Origin of the sequence: Sphingomonas faeni, assembly GCF_040407505.1 — a bacterium.
Classification (GTDB): domain Bacteria; phylum Pseudomonadota; class Alphaproteobacteria; order Sphingomonadales; family Sphingomonadaceae; genus Sphingomonas; species Sphingomonas faeni_E.
Genome location: NZ_JAPZPQ010000002.1, coordinates 123,030 through 142,608 on the forward strand (window position 1 = coordinate 123,030; position 19,579 = coordinate 142,608).

Sequence of the window (19,579 nt, forward strand, 5' to 3'; positions counted from 1 at the left end):
CCTGGGACGATCGGTCCTCAGAAATCGATCGCCATGCCCTTCAGCTCCCAATCGCCATAGCGCGTCGGATCGCGCGGCTCGGGATCCTTGTCGGGCACGATCGCCTCGGGTTTCGGGACCGGCGTATTCTTCGCGAGATATTCGGGTGGCTTCACATGGTCGGGGCGCTGGCCCATCGCGGCTCTCCGGATTTGTGTGTTGGCGTCGTAACCGCCACATGGGCCCTGCCGCGCCGCTTTGCCATAACAGCAGCGCGACAAACCGAACGCGAAGGACCTTCATATGCCCGACTATACCCACGCCCCCGAGCCGCTCGGCGTCCCCACCCGCCGCGCCGCACTCCGCCTGCTCGACGCCGTCCTGCGTCGCGGCGAGTCGCTCGAATCCGCCTTGCCGGCCGCCACGCGCGCGATCCACGGCCCCGACCGCGGCCTCGCGCATGCGATCGCCGCCGAGACGCTGCGCCGCCTCCCCGATCTCGACGCGATGATCGATTCGGTCACCAAGACCAACCTCCCCGACGATGCCAAGGCGCGGATGGCGCTGCGGATCGCGCTGGTCCAGGTGCTGATCCTCGGCACCCCCTCGCACGCCGCGATCTCGACGGTGTTGCCGCTGGTCGACGGCGGCCCGCGCAAACTCGTCCACGGCGTGTTCGGCACGCTGTTCCGCGCCAACATGCTGCTTCCCGAAGTGCCGACCTTGCCGGCCCCCGTCGAACTGCGCTGGGAAGCGGCGTGGGGCGAGGAGATGGTCGACGCCGCCGGCCGCGCGATCGCGCAGGTGCCGCCGCTCGACCTGACGATCGCGGACCCGTCCGAGACCGAAGGCTGGCGCGAGAAGCTCGGCGGCGAAAGCTTCATGCCCGGGCATCTGCGCCTGGGTGATCATGATTCGGTCCCCGACATGGCCGGGTTCGGCGACGGCGCCTGGTGGGTGCAGGACATCGCCGCCTCGCTCCCCGCGCGGTTGCTGGGGAAGGCCCCGTCAGAAGGTGGCGGCCACGTCCTCGATCTCTGCGCGGCGCCCGGCGGCAAGACGCTGCAACTCGCGAGCGCGGGCTGGACCGTCACCTCGGTCGACAATTCGCAGAGCCGGATCAAGCGCCTGCGCGAAAACCTCTACCGCACGCACCTGAAGGCCGAGGTCGTCAACGCCGACATCCTCGAATGGGCCCCCGCCGAGCCCGCCGACGCGATCCTGATCGATGCGCCGTGCAGTGCTACGGGTATCTTCCGCCGCCACCCCGACGTCCTCCACCGCGTCCGCCCCTCGATCATCGCCGAGACCGCGGCGTTGCAGGCGCGCATCTTCGCCAGGGCGGCGGACTGGGTGAAGCCAGGCGGTACGCTCGTCTACGCCACCTGCTCGCTCGAACCGTCGGAAGGCGAAGCGCAACTCGACGCGTTCCTCGCGGCGCGCAGCGATTACACGATCGCCCCGGTAGACCAGTCCGAACTCCCCGCCGGCATCACGCCCACGGAAGCGGGCACGATCCGCACGCTCCCCGGCATGCTCGCCGACCAGGGCGGCTGCGACGGCTTCTTCATCACCCGCCTCAAGCGCGCCTAACTGATCCTCCCCCGCAAGGGGGAGGTGGCTGGCACTCGCCAGACGGAGGGGGAGGGGGCGACAACTCAGGTTGCGTGTTCCTCCCCCTCCGTCACCTGCGGTGCCACCTCCCCCTTGCGGGGGAGGATCGACAGGGACTTCGCACCGCACGAATCCCGCGCTAGGACAATCCCATGCAACCCGTCCGCATCGCCCCCTCGATCCTCTCCGCCGACTTCTCCAAACTCGGCGAGGAAGTCCGCGCCATCGACGCGGCCGGCGCCGACTGGATCCATATCGACGTGATGGACGGCCATTTCGTCCCCAACATCTCGTTCGGCCCCGCGGTCATGAAGTCGGTCCGCGGCGTCACCACCAAGCCGTTCGACGTCCACCTGATGATCTCGCCCGTCGACGCCTATCTCGACGCGTTCGCGGAGGCCGGCGCCGACTGCATCACCGTGCACTACGAAGCCGGCCCGCACATCCACCGCTCGCTCCAGCACATCAAGAGCCTCGGCAAGCGCGCGGGCGTCGTGATCTGCCCCGGCACGCCAGCGAAGATGCTCGACTACCTCATGGACATGGTCGACCTCGTGCTGGTGATGAGCGTCAACCCGGGCTTCGGCGGCCAGAGCTTCATCCCCAGCCAGCTCAAGAAGATCTCGGCGATCCGCACGATGATCGAAAAGAGCGGCCGCGCGATCGATCTCGAAGTCGATGGCGGCGTCGATCCCGAGTGGGCCAAGCGCTGCATCGAGGCCGGCGCCGACGCGCTGGTCGCGGGCACCTCGGTGTTCCGCGGCGGCCCCGACCACTACGCCGCCAACATCGCCGCGTTGCGGGGGTGAACGGTTCGCGTGATCCCGTGACCGATCCCGCCCCCGACGGGATCGACGAAGGCCGCCGCCTGATCCGTCTCGGCGGCGACAAGGGGTTGTCGCTCGCCGACCGGCTGGCGGAGCGCTTCCACCGCCTGACGTGGCGCACCCCGCTCCACACGCTGCGCCTCAAGGGCCGCTACCCGCTGAAGCTGATCGCGGTCCCCGAAGATCCAATCCTTGGTGACATCCCCCGCGGACATATGCTCCTCGAAGGCGTGCTCTCGTTCCGCGGCGAAGCGCGCGACATCGAGACGCTCGATCTTTCGAAACCGCTGCCCAAACCGTTCGGCGAATATCTCCACAGTTTCGCGTGGCTACGCGACCTCTCGACCGTCGCGACCCGCGCGCGGGGCGCTCCGATCGCCGAATACCTCATGGGGCTTTGGCTGACCGCGCACGCCGACACCCAGGGAGGGATCGCATGGCGCCCCGACATGTGGGGCCGTCGCATCCTCGCCTGGACCGCGCATGCGCCGCTGATCCTGTCGTCCTCCGACCAGATCTACCGCTCGAAGGTGCTCAACGCGCTCGCAAAGGGCGCCCTCCACCTCGATCGCACCGCCGACAAGGCGCCGGCCGGTGCGCCGCGCATCGCCGCGTGGTGCGGTGTCGTCGCGGCTGGACTCCTCATCCCCGGCGGCGAACCGCGGCAGGCATTTGGTGAGGCAGGCTTGCTCCGCGCGCTCGGCACCGGCCTGTTCGACGACGGCGGCTCGGTCTCGCGCAGCCCGGCGATGCTGCTCGATTCGATCCAGCTGCTCACGCTCCTCCAGGAAAGCTACGCCGCGCGCAGCGCCGAATTGCCCGAGACGGTCGCGGTCACGCTCACGCGGATGGTCGCGGCACTGCTCGGCGTCGCGCACGCCGATCGCGGCCTGTCGAGCTGGCAGGGCGGTGGCCCCGCCAGCGAAACGCAGGTCGCCGCGGTCATCGAAGCCAGCGGCGTCCGCACCCGCCCGCTCCGCCAAGCCCGCGATTGGGGCTATCAACGCCTCGCCGCCGGCACCGCGGTGTTGATCGTCGATGCCGCCCCGCCGCCGATCGCGCGTCTCGTCGAAGGCGGCTGCGCCTCGACGCTCGCGTTCGAATTCTCCGACGGCCCGGCACGCATCGTCGTCAATTGCGGCGGCGCCCGCGCCGGCATCGCGCAGCTCCCGCCCGCGATGGTCGAGGGTTTGCGCTCGACCGCCGCGCATTCGACGCTGACGATCGCCGACAGCAATTCGACCGCGATCCTAGCCGACGGCACGCTCGGCCGCGGCGTCGGCGAAGTCGAACTGAGCCGCCAGGAATCGGACGCCGCCAGCCGGATCGAGGCGAGCCACGACGGCTATGTCCGCCGCTGGGGCTTCCTCCACCGCCGCCAGCTGATGCTGACCGGCGACGGCCGCGAACTCCGCGGCGAGGACGCGCTGTTACCGCAAGGCCGCAAGCGCCGGGCGGGGTTGTCGCTGTTCGCGATCCGCTTCCATTTGGGGGAGGGGGTGCAAGTCTCCCCCACCGCGGACGGCCTCGGCGCGATCCTCCGCCTCCCCGGCGGTCCCCTGTGGCAGTTCCGCTGCCGCGGCGGCGCGCTGGTGGTCGAGGACAGCGTCTGGATCGACGCCGACGGCCGCCCGGTCGCGACGCAGCAGCTGATGATCACCGGCGAAGCTGCAGCCGGCGGCGCGAGCGTTAGCTGGGCGCTGAAAAAGGCCTGACCTAACGTCTGCCCGCGTGCAGTTCTAAGACTCACGCTCTCCAACCCACCTCCGTCATCCTGACGAAAGTCAGGACCCAGGATACCAAACGACTGCCTTCGTGGCTCTGGGTCCTGACTTTCGTCAGGATGACGGGAAATGATGGACCGCTACCTTCAACGCGCCCTCTGCTTTCCCCGCCCCCTATTCCCCAACGTCAACCGACGCTAAGGCACCGCCGCACGGCGACCCCCCGACGAAAGACCCCTCATGACCAGCATCCCGATCAAGCGCGCGCTCCTGTCCGTTTCCGACAAGACCGGGATCGTCGATCTCGGCAAGGCGCTGGCCAGCCACGGCGTCGAACTCGTCTCGACCGGCGGCACCGCCACCGCCCTTCGCGCCGCCGGCCTCGAAGTCCGCGACGTCAGCGAACTCACCGGCTTCCCCGAAATGATGGACGGCCGCGTCAAGACGCTCCACCCGATGGTCCATGGCGGCCTGCTCGCGGTCCGCGACGACGCCGGCCATGCCGCCTCGATGGCCGAGCACAAGATCGGCGCGATCGACCTCGTGATCGTCAACCTCTACCCGTTCGAGGCGACCGTCGCGAAGGGCGCCGACCGCGACACCGTGATCGAGAACATCGACATCGGCGGCCCCAGCATGGTGCGCTCTGCCGCCAAGAACCACGCCTATGTCGCGATCGTCACCGACCCCGCCGACTATGCGCTCGTCTCGGGCGGCACCACCACGCTCGACGACCGCAAGAAGCTCGCCGCCAAGGCTTTCGCCACCACCGCCGCCTATGATTCGGCGATCGCAACGTGGTTCGGCACCGTCGACCAAGCCGAGGAATTCCCCGCCACCCTGCCGATCACGCTCAAGCGCGGCGACACGCTCCGCTACGGCGAGAACCCGCACCAGTCCGCCGCCTTCTATACGGCAACCGGCTCGGTCCGCGGCATCGGCCAGGCCCGCCAACTCCAAGGCAAGGCGCTCAGCTACAACAACCTCAACGACGCCGACGCCGCGCTCGAACTGATCGCCGAATTCCGCGACGCCGCGCCCTCGGTCGTGATCGTCAAGCACGCCAACCCCTGCGGCGTCGCGACCGGCACCACGCTCGCCGACGCCTATGCTGCGGCGTTCGCCTGCGACACGGTGTCGGCATTCGGCGGCATCATCGCCGTCAACCGCACGCTCGACGCAGAGACTGCGCGCGCAATCACCGGCATCTTCACCGAAGTCGTCGTCGCCCCCGATGCCGACGAGGAAGCGATCGCGCTGTTCGCCGCCAAGAAGAACCTCCGCCTGCTGCTCACCGGCGACCTCCCAGATCCCGCGCGCGCCGGCTTGACGGCCAAGTCGATCGCCGGCGGCTGGCTCGTCCAGGGTCGCGACAACGGGACGCCTGGCGAGTTGAAGGTCGTCACCAAGCGCCAGCCGACCGAGCAGGAACTCCTCGACTGCCGCTTCGCCTGGACGGTGGCCAAGCACACCAAGTCCAACGCGATCGTCTACGCCAAGGACGGCAGCACCGCCGGCATCGGCGCCGGCCAGATGAACCGCCTCGAATCCGCGCGCATCGCCGCGTGGAAGGCGAAGGACGCGGCGGAGAAGGCCGGCTGGTCCACCCCGCGCACGATCGGCTCGGCGGTCGCGTCGGATGCGTTCTTCCCGTTCGCCGACGGGTTGCTGGCGGCGGTGGAAGCCGGCGCGACCGCGGTGATCCAGCCCGGCGGCTCGATCCGCGACGCCGACGTCATCGCGGCAGCGGACGAGGCCGGCCTCGCGATGGTCTTCACCGGCATGCGCCACTTCCGCCACTGAGTTCGACCCTCACCACTACGGTCATCCCCGCGAAGGCGGGGACCCTACTGGCAAAGGCTGGCGATAATCGCTGAAGCTAGCCGGTATGGGTTCCCGCCTTCGCGGGAATGACGAAGGTGTAGAGGTTGCACATAAAACAGGCACCCGCACCGCACTGCACAAGTTTTAACCCCAAAACCCCCGCTGCCCGCTCCCCGAGCACCCCCCACCCCTCCACACCGCAACTGGCACGCACATTGCGAGGCGACTCCCGTAACAAGGGGAAGGGGCGCGATGAAACTCGTCATTGCCATCATCAAGCCGTTCAAGCTCGACGAGGTGCGCGAAGCGCTCACCACGATCGGCGTGGCGGGCATGACGGTCACCGAGGTCAAGGGGTTCGGCCGTCAGAAGGGCCAGACCGAGATCTATCGCGGGGCCGAATACAGCACCAACATGGTGCCGAAGATCAAGATCGAGGTGGTCTGCGCCGCCAGCCTGTCCGACCGCGTGGTCGAGGCGATCCAGGCGTCGGCGAACACCGGCGCGATCGGCGACGGCAAGATCTTCGTGCTCGACGTCGGCCAGGCGGTGCGGATCCGCACCGGCGAAACCGACGATTCAGCGCTCTGAGGGGGGACGAAATGAAGCTTGATATGAAGACATCCGCCGTCGCGGCGCTAGGGTTCGGAGCAGCGATGATCGCCGCCGCACCCGCCTGGGCACAAGCCGCAGCCGCACCGGTGGTGGCGCCCGTGGTCGCTACCGTGAACAAGGGCGACACCGCCTGGATGATGACCTCGACGATCCTCGTCCTGATGATGATCCTGCCCGGTCTCGCGCTGTTCTACGGCGGCCTCACACGGTCGAAGAACATGCTGTCGACCATGACGCAGATCGGTGCCGTCGCGGCGCTCGCGATGCTCGTCTGGGTGATGTGGGGCTATTCGCTGGCACTCGGCAGCGACAATGGCAGCGCGCTGCTCAGCAACTTCATCGGCGGCTTCGGCAAGCTGTTCCTGGCCGGCGTCACGCCCGCATCGCAGGCAGCGACCTTCACGGCCGGTGTAGAGATCCCCGAATATGTCTTCATCTGTTTCCAGATGACCTTCGCCGCGATCACCGTCGCGCTTGTCCTGGGCTCGGTCGTCGAGCGCATGAAGTTCTCGGCGGTGATGGTGTTCGGCCTGGTCTGGCTGACGATCGTCTACTTGCCCGTAGCGCACATGGTGTGGGCATCGAGCGGCTATTTCTTCAAGGCAGGCGCACTCGACTTCGCTGGCGGCACCGTGGTCCACATCAACGCCGGCGTCTCGGCGCTGGTCGCCGCCCTGATTCTCGGCAAGCGCATCGGCTATCCGAAGGAGCCGATGGCACCGCACTCGCTGGTCATGACCGGCATCGGCACCGGGCTGCTCTGGGTCGGCTGGTTCGGCTTCAACGCCGGCTCGGCGCTCGAGGCGAACGGGTCTGCGGCGCTCGCGATGCTCAACACCTTCGTCGCCACCGCGTCGGCTGCTTTGTTCTGGATGCTTGCCGAGAAGCTCTCGGGTCACAAGGGTTCGGCTTTGGGCTTCTGCTCGGGTATCGTTGCCGGTCTCGTCGCCGTCACGCCTGCTGCCGGCAACTCCGGCCCGTTCGGCGCCATCGTCCTCGGCGCGATCGCCTCGCTCGTCTGCTTCATGGCAGTGTCGAAGCTCAAGCCGATGCTCGGCTACGACGACTCGCTCGATGCCTTCGGGATCCACGGCATCGGCGGCATGATCGGCGCGATCGGCACCGCGGTGGTCTACGCCCCGTCACTCGGCGGCCCTGGCGCTGCGGACTATGCGATGGGCGCCAAGCTCTTCGTGCAGCTCCAGGCGGTGATCGTGACGATCATCTGGGCCACGATCGGCACCACGATCGCGATCTACGTCGCCAAGGCCGTCACCGGCCTGCGGGTATCGCCGGAAGTCGAGCACGAGGGTCTCGACATCGGCGAACACGGCGAGCGCGCCTACAACTGATCGGTAGCGGGCCAGTCGAGCCCGCACCCACGACGTTCCTCCTGCGGACAACCTTAGCCCGGTGTGGAAACACACCGGGCCTTTTTTATGTCGATCGAAGTGGTACTTCGATCGAGTTCAGAAGGGGGGGGCTAAACCACCTCGTAGGGCACAGCGCCGCGGCGGTCGGGATCGACGCGTATCTCGCTGGCGGCTGGCGGGAACGCGCGCTGGTCGCAGTCGGTGCGCAGGCAGATTCGGCATGACGTCCCGATCGGCGTCGCGATGCCTCCGGTGCCTAGCGCATCGGCATAGATGAACTCCGACGCGTTCGCCTCTTCGCACCCGAGCGCCACCGCATAGCGCCGCGCCGGCCGCGTGTACGTCTCGGACGGTTTCACCAGCCCCTTCGCCATCGAGACGTAGCGGATCCCGTCGGTCGTTTCGATCAGCTGCGTCAGGATCCGGTCCGGGATCGCCACCGCCTCGTGGACGATCCACAACGGACACGCGCCCCCGAACCGCGCGAACTGCAACCGGGTGGCGGAGTGCCGTTTGGTGATGTTCCCCGCCATGTCGACCCGGCAGAAGAAGAACGGGATGCCGAGCGCCCCGGGGCGCTGCAACGTCGAGAGCCGGTGACACGTCTGCTCGAAGCTCGTCCCGAAGATCCGCCGCAACCGGTCGATGTCATGGCGGACGCTCCGCGCCTCCGTCCGAAAGCGCGTATAGGGCATGACGATCGCCCCCGCCGCATAATTGGTCAGCCCCGCGGTCAGCAGCGCGCGCGCCGTTTCGGACGCCATCTCCGACGCCGCGACGATCCCCCCGATGACGTCGCCGAACTCGTGCCGCGCAACCTGGTGCGCGAGCGAGAACAGGGTCGTCTCGCCCGGCTGCGACCCGTCGAGCCGCAACGTTGCGCCGTCATAGTCGCGCAAAGGTGCAGCGAGCGCGCCCGAGATCGCGACCGACACGCCGCGCGCCGCCAGCCGAGCCTCCAACGCCGCAATCCGATCCGCCCCCAGCGTCTCGCCGATCTCCTCCGCCCGCCGATCGAGCGCATCGACATAATTGCCTGCCGCATGAAACCAGTCGCGCACGTCCTCCCACGGCAGCAACCCCGGCGCGCCCGATCCCGCCACCAGCCGATCGTCGAGCGCGCGCAACTGCTCCTGCGCCCGCCGGTACGCGTCGTGCATCGCGACGAGGCGCTGCGCCAACAGAGGCTGGTGCTTCACCGCTCGCCGCACCGCCGTCTCGTCGAGCGCAGGTGCCTCCACACTCGTATCCGACACCGCCTCCAGCGTCGCGATCAGCAACGCGGTGTCGTCCGCCGCGTCGATGCTCCCCCAATCCGCCGGAAACTCGCGCGCGAGCGTGATCAGTACGCCCTCGGTCACCGGGCGGTCGCCATTCTCGATCTGCGAGAGATAGCTGACGGACAACCCGATCCGCACGGCCATCGCGGCCTGGCTAATTCCAAGAACGCGGCGCAGGTCGCGCAGGCGGTGTCCGACGAAGAGGCGACGAGCGGGCAAAGTCATATCCCCGCCTAGTTTGCAAACATGCCTCGGACAAGTTTGCAACATTGCATTTGCGCATCGCATCCCGCTCTGTGAAGGCAGTCAGCAGGACGGAGAGACGATGTCATCCACGATCGAAGAGCTTGAACGCCGCCGCGAAGCCGCCAGAGTCGGCGGGGGCCTCAAGCGGATCGCAGCGCAGCACGCCAAGGGTAAGCTCACCGCGAGGGAGCGCCTTGACGTGCTGCTGGACGAGGGATCGTTCGAGGAACTCGACATGTACGTCGAGCACAATTGCGTCGATTTCGGCATGCAGGACCAGGTGATCCCCGGCGACGGCGTGGTCACCGGCTCGGGCACGATCAACGGCCGCCTCGTGTTCGTCTTCAGCCAGGATTTCACCGTATTCGGCGGGTCGCTCAGCGAACGTCACGCGCAGAAGATTTGCAAGGTGATGGACAGCGCGATGAAGGTCGGCGCACCGATCATTGGCCTCAACGACAGCGGCGGTGCACGCATCCAGGAGGGCGTCGCCTCGCTCGGCGGCTATGCCGAGGTGTTCCAGCGCAACGCGCTTGCATCCGGTGTCGTGCCGCAGCTTTCGCTGATCATGGGGCCGTGCGCGGGCGGCGCGGTCTACTCCCCCGCGATGACCGACTTCATCTTCATGGTGAAGGATTCGAGCTACATGTTCGTCACCGGCCCCGACGTGGTCAAGACGGTGACCAACGAGGTTGTGACGCAGGAAGCGCTCGGCGGCGCCGTGACGCACACCACCAAGACGTCGGTCGCCGACAACGCGTTCGAGAACGACATCGAGGCTTTGCTCGCCGCACGCGACTTCTTCGACTTCCTGCCTGCGTCGAACCGGGACGGCGTGCCCGAGCGTCCGACGGCGGACGAATGGGACCGGATCGAGGAGAGCCTCGACACGCTGATCCCGGCGTCGGCGAACCAGCCTTACGACATGCACGAGCTGATCCGGAAGACGGTCGACGAAGGCGATTTCTTCGAGACGCAGCCGGCGCATGCCGCCAACATCATCACCGGCTTCGGCCGCATCGAAGGCCGCACGGTCGGCTTCGTCGCGAACCAGCCGATGGTGCTCGCGGGCGTGCTCGACATCAATTCGTCGAAGAAGGCGGCGCGGTTCGTGCGCTTCTGCGACGCGTTCGAGATCCCGATCGTGACCTTCGTCGACGTCCCCGGCTTCCTGCCTGGCACCGCCCAAGAGCATAACGGCATCATCAAGCACGGCGCGAAACTGCTGTTCGCCTATGCTGAGGCGACCGTGCCGAAAATCACCGTCATCACGCGGAAAGCGTATGGCGGCGCGTACGACGTGATGGCATCGAAGCACCTGCGCGGCGACCTCAACTATGCATGGCCGACCGCCGAGATCGCGGTGATGGGAGCCAAGGGCGCGGTCGAGATCATCTTCCGCGGCAAGACGCCCGAAGAGATCGCCGAACGCACCGCGGAATACGAGGCGCGCTTCGCCAACCCGTTCGTCGCCGCGTCGAAGGGCTTTATCGACGAGGTCATCCAGCCCCACTCGACCCGCCGCCGCATCGCGCTCGGCCTACGGAAACTTCGCGGCAAGGCGCTGGAGAATCCGTGGAAGAAGCATGACAACATCCCGTTGTGATCCGGCGGCTTGTTGCATGATGATAAGCACATTATCATGTTATGCGAAGGAGTCGTGACATGCAGACCGAACGCGTGACGTTTCTGACTACGCCCGATCACAAGGCAGCGCTCGATGCGTTCGCGGCGAACAGCGGCATGTCCGTCGGCCGCGTCGTGCGTGAAGCGACAACGCGGTACATTGCCGCACCGGCGTCGCGCGACGAGGAAGCGGCATTGGCGTTTCTCGCACCGGAGATCGAGGCCGCTGTCGACGACATGAAGATGTCCATCCAGTCGATGCGTGAGAATATCGCGCGCACCTGCGCTGTGGTCGATGCGGTGCTGGCGGGCGAAAGACCGTGAGTGCGGGTGAGAAAGCATTCGGCGTTTTCAAGACGATCCTGACGCTGAAGGATCAGCTGGATGGCCTTGATCGGGACGTGGCCCAGCTTGGCGGGCGACTTGCCGGTCTTGCCGGCGCGCATGGTGATCTCCGCGATCGAGTGTCTCGCTTGGAGGGGGTGATCGAAGGTGCCGCAATGGCGGCGGCCCAGCAGCGGAGGATTGAGGGATGATCGCGTTTCTTCTGCTTCAAGCCGCAGCCGTGGCGGCACCTGCACCAACCTGGAAGCTCGCAGATCGCACCAATCAGGCGGGCGTGCGCAGCATCTCCGCGTCGGTCACCGGCAATGACGGTCTGTCGCGCTTCGTCGTAAAGTGCGACGTCGCGTCCGAGCCCATCGTGTCGATCCAGTTCATCCAGCCCCAACCGCTCGGGCAGGGGCCGGACAAGCCTGTCGCGGTGCGGTTCGACGGCGGGCCTGCGTTCAATTACAACTGGCAGTTTCCGGGCACCGGCACCTACGTCACTGATCCTGAAGCGATCACCAGGCTGACGACTTTTCTCGTGAAGTCGAAGACGGTACGGGTCGAGACCACCAACGGCGCTAACTTCGCAGTGCAGGCGAACTTCGTCGCGCCGGCCGGCGATGCGATGATCCGGCAGGTGCTCGGTGCGTGCGGTTACACGCTGGGTGTCGTCCCGGTTGCACCGCCACCACCGAAGGATGCCCAATGACGCTCGGCCGCCTCAATCATGTCGGAGTTGCGACGCCGTCGATCGCGAAGTCGGTCGAGACGTATCGCCTGCTGCTCGGCGCGACCGCGATCGGCGAGCCGTTCAACTTGCCCGCGCAGGGCGTGAAGGTGTGCTTCATCGATGCGCCGAATACGCAGATCGAGCTGATCGAGCCGTATGACGAGAGTTCGCCGATCGCCGGCTTCCTGCGCAAGAACCCGGCAGGCGGGCAGCATCATGTCTGCTTCGAGGTCGCCGATATCGCCGCCGCGGTCGCCGACCTGAAGGCGAAAGGCGCGACCGTGCTGGGCGAACCGCGGATCGGGGCGCATGGCACGCCGATCGTGTTCGTGCACCCGAAGGACTTCGGCGGCATGCTGGTCGAGTTGATGGAGACGCCGGGCGATACCGGCGCGCACTAGGAGAGATCTGATGGCCGCGTACGAGCATATCCTGAGCGAACGGCGCGGCGACGTGCTGGTACTGACGCTCAACCGGCCCGACCGGCTGAACGCCGCACCGCCGGCGATGTTCGAGGAATTGCGCGCGGCGCTGGGCGATCTGGATGGGGCGCGGGCGGTACTGATCGCGGGCGCAGGGCGTGCGTTCTGTTCGGGGGCGGATGTCGGCGGCGGCGCGCTTGGTTCGGACAATCCGGGCGAGGCGACGTTCGCGGCGCTGACCGGCAGCTACAATCCGACGATGATGGCGATCGCCGACCTGTCGGTGCCGGTGGTGAGCGCAGTGCGCGGCCCGGCGGCGGGGATCGGCTGCAGCCTCGCGCTCGCCGCCGATTTCTGTGTGGGTAGCGAGACGGCGTATTTCCTCCAGGCGTTCGTCAATATCGGGCTGGTGCCGGACGGCGGCGCGTCGTGGATGCTGCCTCGCTTGATCGGGCGCGCGCGGGCAACGGAAATGATGATGCTCGGTGAGCGGGTTCCGGCGGCGAAGGCGCTCGACTGGGGGATGGTCCACAAGGTCGTCGCCGACGCTGCGCTGGATGCCGAGGCGTTTGCGCTGGCCGAGCGGCTTGCGGCGATGCCGACGGTTGCGCTCGGGCTGATGCGGCGGGCGATTACCGCGGCGTACGAGACGGATTACGCGACCGCGATGCAGGCCGAGGCGGCGAACCAGCGTGACGCGCGGGGGTCGGCGGATTCGATGGAGGGCGGCCGTGCTTTCCTCGAAAAGCGCAAGCCGGTGTTCACGGGCAAGTGACCTCCGCCTCCAACACCACCGTGGCGTTTCTAACCACCACCCCGGCGAAGGCCGGGGCCCAATTGGGCAACGGCTCTTTGGCCGGTGCAACTCTCCTTTACAGCAACCTTTCCAATTGGGCCCCGGCCTTCGCCGGGGTGGTGTTCTCCGCATGACTGACAAACCGAACCCCAATCTCGCCGACTGGCAGGCGCTCGCCGCCAAGGAAGTAAAGGGCGCCGACCTCACCTGGCCGACCCCAGAAGGCATCGACGTCAAACCGCTCTACATTGCCGAAGACGTTACCACCGACCCAGGCCTCCCAGGTTTCGCCCCCTTCACCCGCGGCGTCCGCGCGTCGATGTACGCGGGCCGCCCCTGGACCATCCGCCAATATGCCGGCTTCTCCACCGCCGAAGCCTCGAACGCGTTCTACCGCCGCAACCTCGCCGCCGGCCAGAAGGGCCTGTCGGTAGCGTTCGATCTCGCCACCCACCGCGGCTACGACAGCGACCACCCCCGCGTCACCGGCGACGTCGGCAAGGCAGGCGTCGCGATCGATTCGGTCGAGGACATGAAGATCCTCTTCGACGGCATCCCGCTCGACAAGATGTCGGTCAGCATGACGATGAACGGCGCCGTGATCCCGATCCTCGCCTTCTTCATCGTCGCCGGCGAGGAGCAGGGCGTCGACCGAAAGCTGCTCGACGGGACCATCCAGAACGACATCCTCAAGGAGTTCATGGTCCGCAACACGTACATCTACCCGCCCGAGCCGAGCATGCGGATCATCTCGGACATCTTCGGCTACACGTCGCGTGAGATGCCCAAGTTCAACAGCATCTCGATCAGCGGCTATCACATGCAGGAAGCGGGAGCGACGCAGCTCCACGAGCTCGCCTTCACGATCGCCGACGGCATGGAATATGTGAAATACGGCGTCGCGAGCGGGCTCGATATCGACAAGTTCGCCGGGCGGCTGAGCTTCTTCTTCGCGATCGGCATGAACTTCTTCATGGAGATCGCCAAGCTCCGCGCCGCCCGCGTCCTCTGGCATCGCGCGATGACGCAGCTCGGCGCGCAGGACGAGCGCTCGAAGATGCTGCGTACGCATTGCCAGACCAGCGGCGTCTCGCTCACCGAGCAGGATCCGTACAACAACGTCATGCGCACGACGATCGAGGCGATGGCGGCGATGCTGGGCGGCACGCAGTCGCTCCACACCAACGCGCTCGACGAGGCGATCGCGCTGCCGACCGACTTCTCGGCACGGATCGCGCGCAACACGCAGATCGTGATCCAGGAAGAGACGGGGATGACCAAGGTCGTCGATCCGCTCGGCGGCAGCTATTATATCGAGAGCCTGACGCAGTCGCTGGTCGACGGCGCATGGAGCCTGATCGAGCGGATCCAGTCCGAAGGCGGCATGGCGAAGGCAGTCGCGGCGGGCTGGCCCAAGGCAATGATCGAGGAAGCCGCGGCCGGACGCCAGGCGCGCGTCGATCGCGGCGAGGACGTCATCGTCGGCGTCAACAAGTACAAGCTCGCCGAACAGGACGCGATCGAGATTCTCGACGTGGATAACGTCGCGGTGAGGGCTGGCCAGATCGAACGGATCGAGCGGGTCAAGGCCACCCGCGACGAGGCGAAGTGCCAAGCCGCCCTAGATGCCCTCCGTGAAGGCGCGCGAATTCCTCCCCGGAACGGGGAGGGGGACCAGCCAACGGCTGGTGGAGGGGGCGTCCCACAAACGGATACGCCTGAGGAAGCCCCCCTCCGTCAGCCTGCGGCCGCCACCTCCTCGGAACGGGGAGGATTTGAGCACAACCTCCTCGCCCTCGCCGTCGAATGCGCCCGCGCCCGCGCCACGCTCGGCGAAATCTCCTCCGCGATGGAGGACGTGTTCGGCCGCTACGGCACGCAACCCACCCCCGTCTCCGGCATCTACGGCGGCGCGTACGAGGACGACGCCCGCTGGACCCGCCTCACCGATGGCGTCGAGGCCACCGAGCGCCGGATGGGCCGCAAACCCCGCATGCTCGTCGCCAAGATGGGTCAGGACGGCCACGACCGCGGCGCCAACCTCGTCTCGTCGATGTTCGGCGACCTCGGCTTCGAGATCGTGCCAGGCCCGCTGTTCCAGACCCCGGCCGAAGCCGCCGCGCTCGCGCTCGAAAAGGACGTCGACATCGTCGGTGCCTCGTCACTCGCCGCCGGCCACAAGACGCTGATCCCCGAGCTGATCGGCTACCTCCGCGAGGCGGGCCGCGCCGATATCAAGGTGATCGCGGGTGGCGTTATCCCCGCACAGGACTATCAGGCGCTGCGCGATGCCGGGGTCCAGGCGATCTTTGGACCCGGCACCAACCTGATCCAGGCCGCCGAGGACGTGTTGAAACTCCTCGGCCACAACATGGCCCCGCAAGAGGAAGCCGCCGAATGACCGATACCCTCCTCCGTACTCTCGCCCATGCAGTGGCTCCGAGCCTGGTGCGCGATGCTCCCGTTTCCCGCACCGACTGGACCCGTCCGGAAATCGCCGCGCTGTTCGACCTCCCGTTCGACGAACTCATGTTCCGCGCGCAGACCGTCCACCGCGCGCACCACGCGATCGGCGAGGTCCAGCTCTGCACTTTGTTGTCGATCAAGACCGGCGGTTGTCCCGAGGATTGCGGCTATTGCTCGCAGTCCGCCTCGTCCGACTCCGGCCTGAAGGCGGAAAAGCTGATGGACGTCGACGCCGTCCTCGCCGACGCGGCGCAGGCCAAGGCCGCCGGATCGCAGCGTTTCTGCATGGGCGCCGCCTGGCGCAACCCGAAGCCGCGCGACATGCCGAAGGTCGTGGCGATGGTCGAAGGCGTCCGCGCGATGGGGCTCGAGACGTGCATGACGCTCGGCATGCTCGACGCGGATCAGGCCAAGCAGCTCGCCGACGCCGGCCTCGATTACTACAACCACAACATCGACACCTCGCCCGAGAATTACGGCAACGTCATCACCACGCGCACCTTCGGCGATCGGCTGGAGACGCTGGCGAACGTGCGTGACGCAGGGATCTCGGTCTGCTGCGGCGGGATCGTCGGGATGGGCGAGACGCGCAGCGACCGCGTCGGCTTCGTCCACGCGCTCGCCACGCTGCCGCGCCACCCCGAGAGCGTGCCGGTCAACGCGCTGGTCCCGGTCAAGGGCACGCCGCTAGGCGACATGCTCGCCGGCACGCCGATGGCGCAGATCGACGACATCGAGTTCGTCCGGACGGTCGCCGTCGCGCGGATCACGATGCCGCTGAGCATGGTGCGCCTGTCAGCGGGGCGCGAGAGTATGTCGGAGGCGACGCAGGCGCTCTGTTTCATGGCGGGCGCGAACTCGATCTTCACCGGCGACAAGCTGCTGACCACCGGCAACGCCGGCGACAGCGCCGATGCGACACTGCTGGCGAAGCTGGGGATGAAACCGATGGTCGGCCCCGAGCCGATGCGGGAGGCCAAGACATGCTGCTGATCGCGCTTCTGATGACTGCGGCTGCTCCGATGCAATCGCAGGCGACGATGAACGCTTCCGCCAGTACGAGTTACGCGCGGGCGGATGCGGCGATGGCTGCGCAGTGGAAGCGGACCTACGCCTACATGAAGGGTCGCGACGCGCAGGACGGGTCGCGCGGCGGCGGGTTCGGCTATGCGGCCGCGCTGCTGGAGAGCCAGCGTGCGTGGCTCAAGTTCCGCGATACGCAATGCGTGATCGAAGGCGGGCAATATGCCGGCGGTTCGGCACAGGGCATGACGATCGCGGGGTGTAGGACCGACCTGACGCAGGCCCGCACGAAGCAGCTCAAGACGATGATTTGGTACCAATAACCAGTCCGCACCCGGACCGCGTCCGGCAAGACGGCACAGATTAGGGCGAGTGATGTTCAAGAAAATCCTGGTCGCCAATCGGGGCGAGATCGCATGCCGCGTCATGCGGACCGCCAAGGCGATGGGCATCAAGACCGTCGCAGTCTATTCCGATGCCGACGCGCGTGCGCCGCACGTGCTGATGGCCGACGAAAGCGTGAGGCTCGGGCCTGCACCCGCCGCCGAAAGCTATCTCAAGGCCGAGCTGATCCTGCTCGCGGCCAAGGAAACCGGCGCGGACTGTATTCACCCCGGCTACGGCTTCCTCTCCGAACGCGAGAGTTTCGCGCTGGCCTGCGCCGAGGCCGGGATCGCCTTCGTCGGACCTCCTCCCAAGGCCATCGCCGCGATGGGCGACAAGATCGAATCGAAGAAGCTCGCCAAGGCCGCGGGCGTGAACGTCGTCCCGGGCTATCTCGGCGAGATCGACAGCACCGACCACGCGGTCGAGATCGCGTCGGGCATCGGCTATCCGGTGATGATGAAGGCATCGGCCGGCGGCGGCGGCAAGGGCATGCGGCTCGCCTACAGCGAGCAGGACGTCCGCGAAGGCTTCGAGGCGACCAAGCGCGAGGGGCTCGCCAGCTTTGGCGACGACCGCGTGTTCATCGAGAAGTTCATCGAATCCCCCCGCCATATCGAGATCCAGCTGATCGGCGACCAGCACGGCAACATCGTCTACCTCAACGAGCGCGAATGCTCAATCCAGCGGCGGCACCAAAAGGTCGTCGAGGAGGCGCCGTCGCCGTTCGTGACGCCGAAGATGCGGAAAGCCATGGGCGAGCAGGCGGTCGCGCTGGCGCAGGCGGTGGGGTATTTTTCGGCGGGCACGGTCGAGCTGATCGTCTCGGGTGCGGATACGACGGGGGAGGGGTTCTACTTCCTCGAGATGAACACCCGGCTTCAGGTCGAGCATCCCGTGACCGAGGAGATCACCGGGCTCGATCTCGTCGAACTGATGATCCGCGTGGCGGCTGGCGAACCGCTCGGGTTCACGCAGGACGAGGTGAAGCTCAACGGCTGGGCGATCGAGAACCGCGTATATGCGGAGGACCCGTATCGCGGGTTCCTGCCGAGCATCGGTCGCTTGGTACGGTACAACCCGCCCGAAACGTCCCCCCTCCCGCAAGCGGGAGGGGCCGGGGGTGGGCACGCGCTTTCCTCCAACGCAACGGCAGCATTCGAGGACGGTGCGAGCCCACCCCCCAGCCCCCTCCCGCTTGAGGGAGGGGGGGAAGCGAGAGTCCGTGTCGACGACGGCGTGCGCGAGGGCGGCGAGGTCAGCATCTTCTACGACCCGATGATCGCCAAGCTCGTCACCTGGGCACCCACCCGCGGCGGCGCGATCGCCGCGCAGATCGCCGCGCTCGACGCGTTCGAGCTGGAGGGGCCGGGCAACAACATCGATTTCCTCTCGGCGATCATGCAGCACCCGCGCTTCCAGTCGGGCGCGCTCACCACTGGCTTCATCGCAGAGGAATATCCCGAAGGCTTCCACGGCGCCCCCGCCGACGCCGAATTGCTGAAGACGCTCGCCGCCGTCGCAGCCTTCGCGGCCACGGCAGAAGCCGACCGCGCACGCCGGATCGACGGCCAGCTCGGCAAGCGCCTCCGCCCGCCCGCCGACTGGTCGGTGACGATCGACAAGACCGACCACGCGGTGACGGTCTCGACCGACGGCATCATGGTTGATGGCGAAGACCTCGACCTGGCGCTCGAATATACGCCGGGCGACCGCATGGTGGTCGCCGACGGTCATGGGACAGATGGCGACGAACACCTCACGATCCGCATCGCCAAGGCCCGCGCCGGCTTCAAGCTTACCGCGCGAGGGGCTAGCCACGTCGCCCGCGTGCTTCCCGCCCGCGTCGCGCCGTACACCGCGCATCTGATCGAGAAGGTCGCGCCCGATCTGTCGAAGTTCCTGATCTGCCCGATGCCGGGGCTGCTGGTGCGGCTCGATGTGGCTGCGGGCGACAAGGTCGAGGCGGGGCAGCCGCTCGCGGTGGTCGAGGCGATGAAGATGGAGAACATCCTGCGCGCCGAGAAGACGGGGACGGTGAAGTCGGTTGCTGCGAAGACCGGGGATAGCCTCGCAGTGGATCAGGTGATCCTCGAACTCGACTGAGTTAGCGCTTCACTCGTCCCGCCCGGTATGCCGGACTCGTTCCGGCATCCACCGTTCCGCACACTCGATAGAATTGAGTCTGCGGGGCGGTGGGCCCCGGCCTCCGCCGGGGTGACGGAGTGGGGAAGGGTGCGCGTTCCTATTGATCCTGGCGCAGCGGACCGCACTTCTTGTTTCCCCGCGAAGGCGGGGACCAGACTGGGCTCCCGCCTTC

The 19,579-nt window shown here is 67.1% G+C and carries 17 protein-coding genes; 15 read left to right on the top strand and 2 right to left on the bottom strand.

Annotation, left to right across the window (positions count from 1 at the left end):
* Window positions 1–17: 17 nt before the first annotated feature.
* The gene (locus O6X71_RS07100) at window positions 18–176 is read right to left on the bottom strand and encodes a DUF1674 domain-containing protein (protein WP_107963485.1); all 159 of its coding nucleotides are present in this window, start codon (window positions 174–176) and stop codon (window positions 18–20) included.
* Window positions 177–282: 106 nt separating this feature from the next.
* Between O6X71_RS07100 and O6X71_RS07105 the strand changes: the two genes are divergently transcribed.
* The 6 genes from O6X71_RS07105 to O6X71_RS07130 all read left to right on the top strand — a co-directional run bounded on the left by O6X71_RS07105 (window position 283) and on the right by O6X71_RS07130 (window position 7,935).
* Window positions 283–1,572 carry an RsmB/NOP family class I SAM-dependent RNA methyltransferase gene (locus O6X71_RS07105; protein WP_353465201.1) on the top strand — a complete coding sequence of 430 codons (1,290 nt, stop codon included), beginning with the start codon at window positions 283–285 and terminating at the stop codon, window positions 1,570–1,572.
* Window positions 1,573–1,745: 173 nt separating this feature from the next.
* Window positions 1,746–2,402 (top strand): ribulose-phosphate 3-epimerase, encoded by a 657-nt coding sequence (gene rpe / locus O6X71_RS07110; protein WP_353465202.1) that lies wholly within the window; start codon window positions 1,746–1,748, stop codon window positions 2,400–2,402.
* A gap of 17 nt (window positions 2,403–2,419) precedes the next feature.
* On the top strand, window positions 2,420–4,135 hold the full coding sequence (locus O6X71_RS07115; protein ID WP_353465204.1) for a heparinase II/III family protein: 1,716 nt from the start codon (window positions 2,420–2,422) through the stop codon (window positions 4,133–4,135).
* Between the two features lie 249 nt (window positions 4,136–4,384).
* Window positions 4,385–5,947 carry a bifunctional phosphoribosylaminoimidazolecarboxamide formyltransferase/IMP cyclohydrolase gene (gene purH / locus O6X71_RS07120; RefSeq protein WP_353465205.1) on the top strand — a complete coding sequence of 521 codons (1,563 nt, stop codon included), beginning with the start codon at window positions 4,385–4,387 and terminating at the stop codon, window positions 5,945–5,947.
* Window positions 5,948–6,220: 273 nt separating this feature from the next.
* Window positions 6,221–6,559, top strand: coding sequence for a P-II family nitrogen regulator (locus O6X71_RS07125; protein ID WP_056053652.1), 339 nt, complete (start codon window positions 6,221–6,223; stop codon window positions 6,557–6,559).
* Between the two features lie 23 nt (window positions 6,560–6,582).
* Window positions 6,583–7,935, top strand: a complete 1,353-nt coding sequence (locus O6X71_RS07130) for an ammonium transporter (protein WP_353465206.1) — start codon at window positions 6,583–6,585, stop codon at window positions 7,933–7,935.
* Between the two features lie 131 nt (window positions 7,936–8,066).
* On the opposite strand, the gene O6X71_RS07135 is transcribed toward O6X71_RS07130, so the two are convergent.
* The gene (locus tag O6X71_RS07135) at window positions 8,067–9,461 is read right to left on the bottom strand and encodes a helix-turn-helix domain-containing protein (protein WP_353465207.1); all 1,395 of its coding nucleotides are present in this window, start codon (window positions 9,459–9,461) and stop codon (window positions 8,067–8,069) included.
* A gap of 100 nt (window positions 9,462–9,561) precedes the next feature.
* Here O6X71_RS07135 and O6X71_RS07140 point away from each other — a divergent pair, with 100 nt between their 5' ends.
* The 9 genes from O6X71_RS07140 (at window position 9,562) to O6X71_RS07180 (ending at window position 19,365) form a co-directional block, all read left to right on the top strand.
* The gene (locus tag O6X71_RS07140) at window positions 9,562–11,088 is read left to right on the top strand and encodes an acyl-CoA carboxylase subunit beta (protein ID WP_121905054.1); all 1,527 of its coding nucleotides are present in this window, start codon (window positions 9,562–9,564) and stop codon (window positions 11,086–11,088) included.
* A 59-nt stretch (window positions 11,089–11,147) separates the two neighbouring features.
* Window positions 11,148–11,432: a hypothetical protein gene (locus O6X71_RS07145; protein WP_133020236.1), complete on the top strand. Its 285-nt coding sequence runs from the start codon at window positions 11,148–11,150 to the stop codon at window positions 11,430–11,432.
* A 208-nt stretch (window positions 11,433–11,640) separates the two neighbouring features.
* Window positions 11,641–12,147, top strand: a complete 507-nt coding sequence (locus O6X71_RS07150) for a hypothetical protein (protein WP_353465208.1) — start codon at window positions 11,641–11,643, stop codon at window positions 12,145–12,147.
* Window positions 12,144–12,569, top strand: coding sequence for a methylmalonyl-CoA epimerase (gene mce, locus O6X71_RS07155; protein ID WP_353465209.1), 426 nt, complete (start codon window positions 12,144–12,146; stop codon window positions 12,567–12,569). Before O6X71_RS07150 ends, mce begins: the two co-directional genes overlap by 4 nt.
* Window positions 12,570–12,579: 10 nt before the next feature.
* Window positions 12,580–13,365 carry an enoyl-CoA hydratase-related protein gene (locus O6X71_RS07160; RefSeq protein ID WP_353465210.1) on the top strand — a complete coding sequence of 262 codons (786 nt, stop codon included), beginning with the start codon at window positions 12,580–12,582 and terminating at the stop codon, window positions 13,363–13,365.
* 151 nt (window positions 13,366–13,516) lie between these two features.
* A complete protein-coding gene (scpA, locus tag O6X71_RS07165; RefSeq protein WP_353465211.1) occupies window positions 13,517–15,787 on the top strand; it encodes a methylmalonyl-CoA mutase in 2,271 nt (756 codons plus the stop codon).
* A complete protein-coding gene (bioB, locus tag O6X71_RS07170) occupies window positions 15,784–16,845 on the top strand; it encodes a biotin synthase BioB (protein ID WP_353465212.1) in 1,062 nt (353 codons plus the stop codon). Before scpA ends, bioB begins: the two co-directional genes overlap by 4 nt.
* Complete coding sequence (locus O6X71_RS07175; protein WP_353465214.1) at window positions 16,836–17,198, top strand: lysozyme inhibitor LprI family protein; 363 nt, start codon at window positions 16,836–16,838, stop codon at window positions 17,196–17,198. The genes bioB and O6X71_RS07175 overlap by 10 nt, the downstream gene beginning before the upstream one ends.
* A gap of 49 nt (window positions 17,199–17,247) precedes the next feature.
* The gene (locus O6X71_RS07180; protein WP_353465215.1) at window positions 17,248–19,365 is read left to right on the top strand and encodes an acetyl/propionyl/methylcrotonyl-CoA carboxylase subunit alpha; all 2,118 of its coding nucleotides are present in this window, start codon (window positions 17,248–17,250) and stop codon (window positions 19,363–19,365) included.
* Window positions 19,366–19,579 lie beyond the last annotated feature (214 nt).

Excerpts from the sequence above, each read along its gene's own strand:
- O6X71_RS07145 (WP_133020236.1), top strand. The coding sequence starts at position 11,148 with ATGCAGACCGAACGCGTGACGTTTCTGACTACGCCCGATCACAAGGCA.
- O6X71_RS07150 (WP_353465208.1), top strand. The coding sequence starts at position 11,641 with ATGATCGCGTTTCTTCTGCTTCAAGCCGCAGCCGTGGCGGCACCTGCA.
- rpe (WP_353465202.1), top strand. The coding sequence starts at position 1,746 with ATGCAACCCGTCCGCATCGCCCCCTCGATCCTCTCCGCCGACTTCTCC.
- O6X71_RS07135 (WP_353465207.1), bottom strand. The coding sequence starts at position 9,461 with ATGACTTTGCCCGCTCGTCGCCTCTTCGTCGGACACCGCCTGCGCGAC.
- O6X71_RS07160 (WP_353465210.1), top strand. The coding sequence starts at position 12,580 with ATGGCCGCGTACGAGCATATCCTGAGCGAACGGCGCGGCGACGTGCTG.
- O6X71_RS07100 (WP_107963485.1), bottom strand. The coding sequence starts at position 176 with ATGGGCCAGCGCCCCGACCATGTGAAGCCACCCGAATATCTCGCGAAG.
- O6X71_RS07125 (WP_056053652.1), top strand. The coding sequence starts at position 6,221 with ATGAAACTCGTCATTGCCATCATCAAGCCGTTCAAGCTCGACGAGGTG.
- scpA (WP_353465211.1), top strand. The coding sequence starts at position 13,517 with ATGACTGACAAACCGAACCCCAATCTCGCCGACTGGCAGGCGCTCGCC.
- O6X71_RS07130 (WP_353465206.1), top strand. The coding sequence starts at position 6,583 with ATGAAGACATCCGCCGTCGCGGCGCTAGGGTTCGGAGCAGCGATGATC.
- bioB (WP_353465212.1), top strand. The coding sequence starts at position 15,784 with ATGACCGATACCCTCCTCCGTACTCTCGCCCATGCAGTGGCTCCGAGC.
- purH (WP_353465205.1), top strand. The coding sequence starts at position 4,385 with ATGACCAGCATCCCGATCAAGCGCGCGCTCCTGTCCGTTTCCGACAAG.
- mce (WP_353465209.1), top strand. The coding sequence starts at position 12,144 with ATGACGCTCGGCCGCCTCAATCATGTCGGAGTTGCGACGCCGTCGATC.
- O6X71_RS07175 (WP_353465214.1), top strand. The coding sequence starts at position 16,836 with ATGCTGCTGATCGCGCTTCTGATGACTGCGGCTGCTCCGATGCAATCG.
- O6X71_RS07105 (WP_353465201.1), top strand. The coding sequence starts at position 283 with ATGCCCGACTATACCCACGCCCCCGAGCCGCTCGGCGTCCCCACCCGC.
- O6X71_RS07140 (WP_121905054.1), top strand. The coding sequence starts at position 9,562 with ATGTCATCCACGATCGAAGAGCTTGAACGCCGCCGCGAAGCCGCCAGA.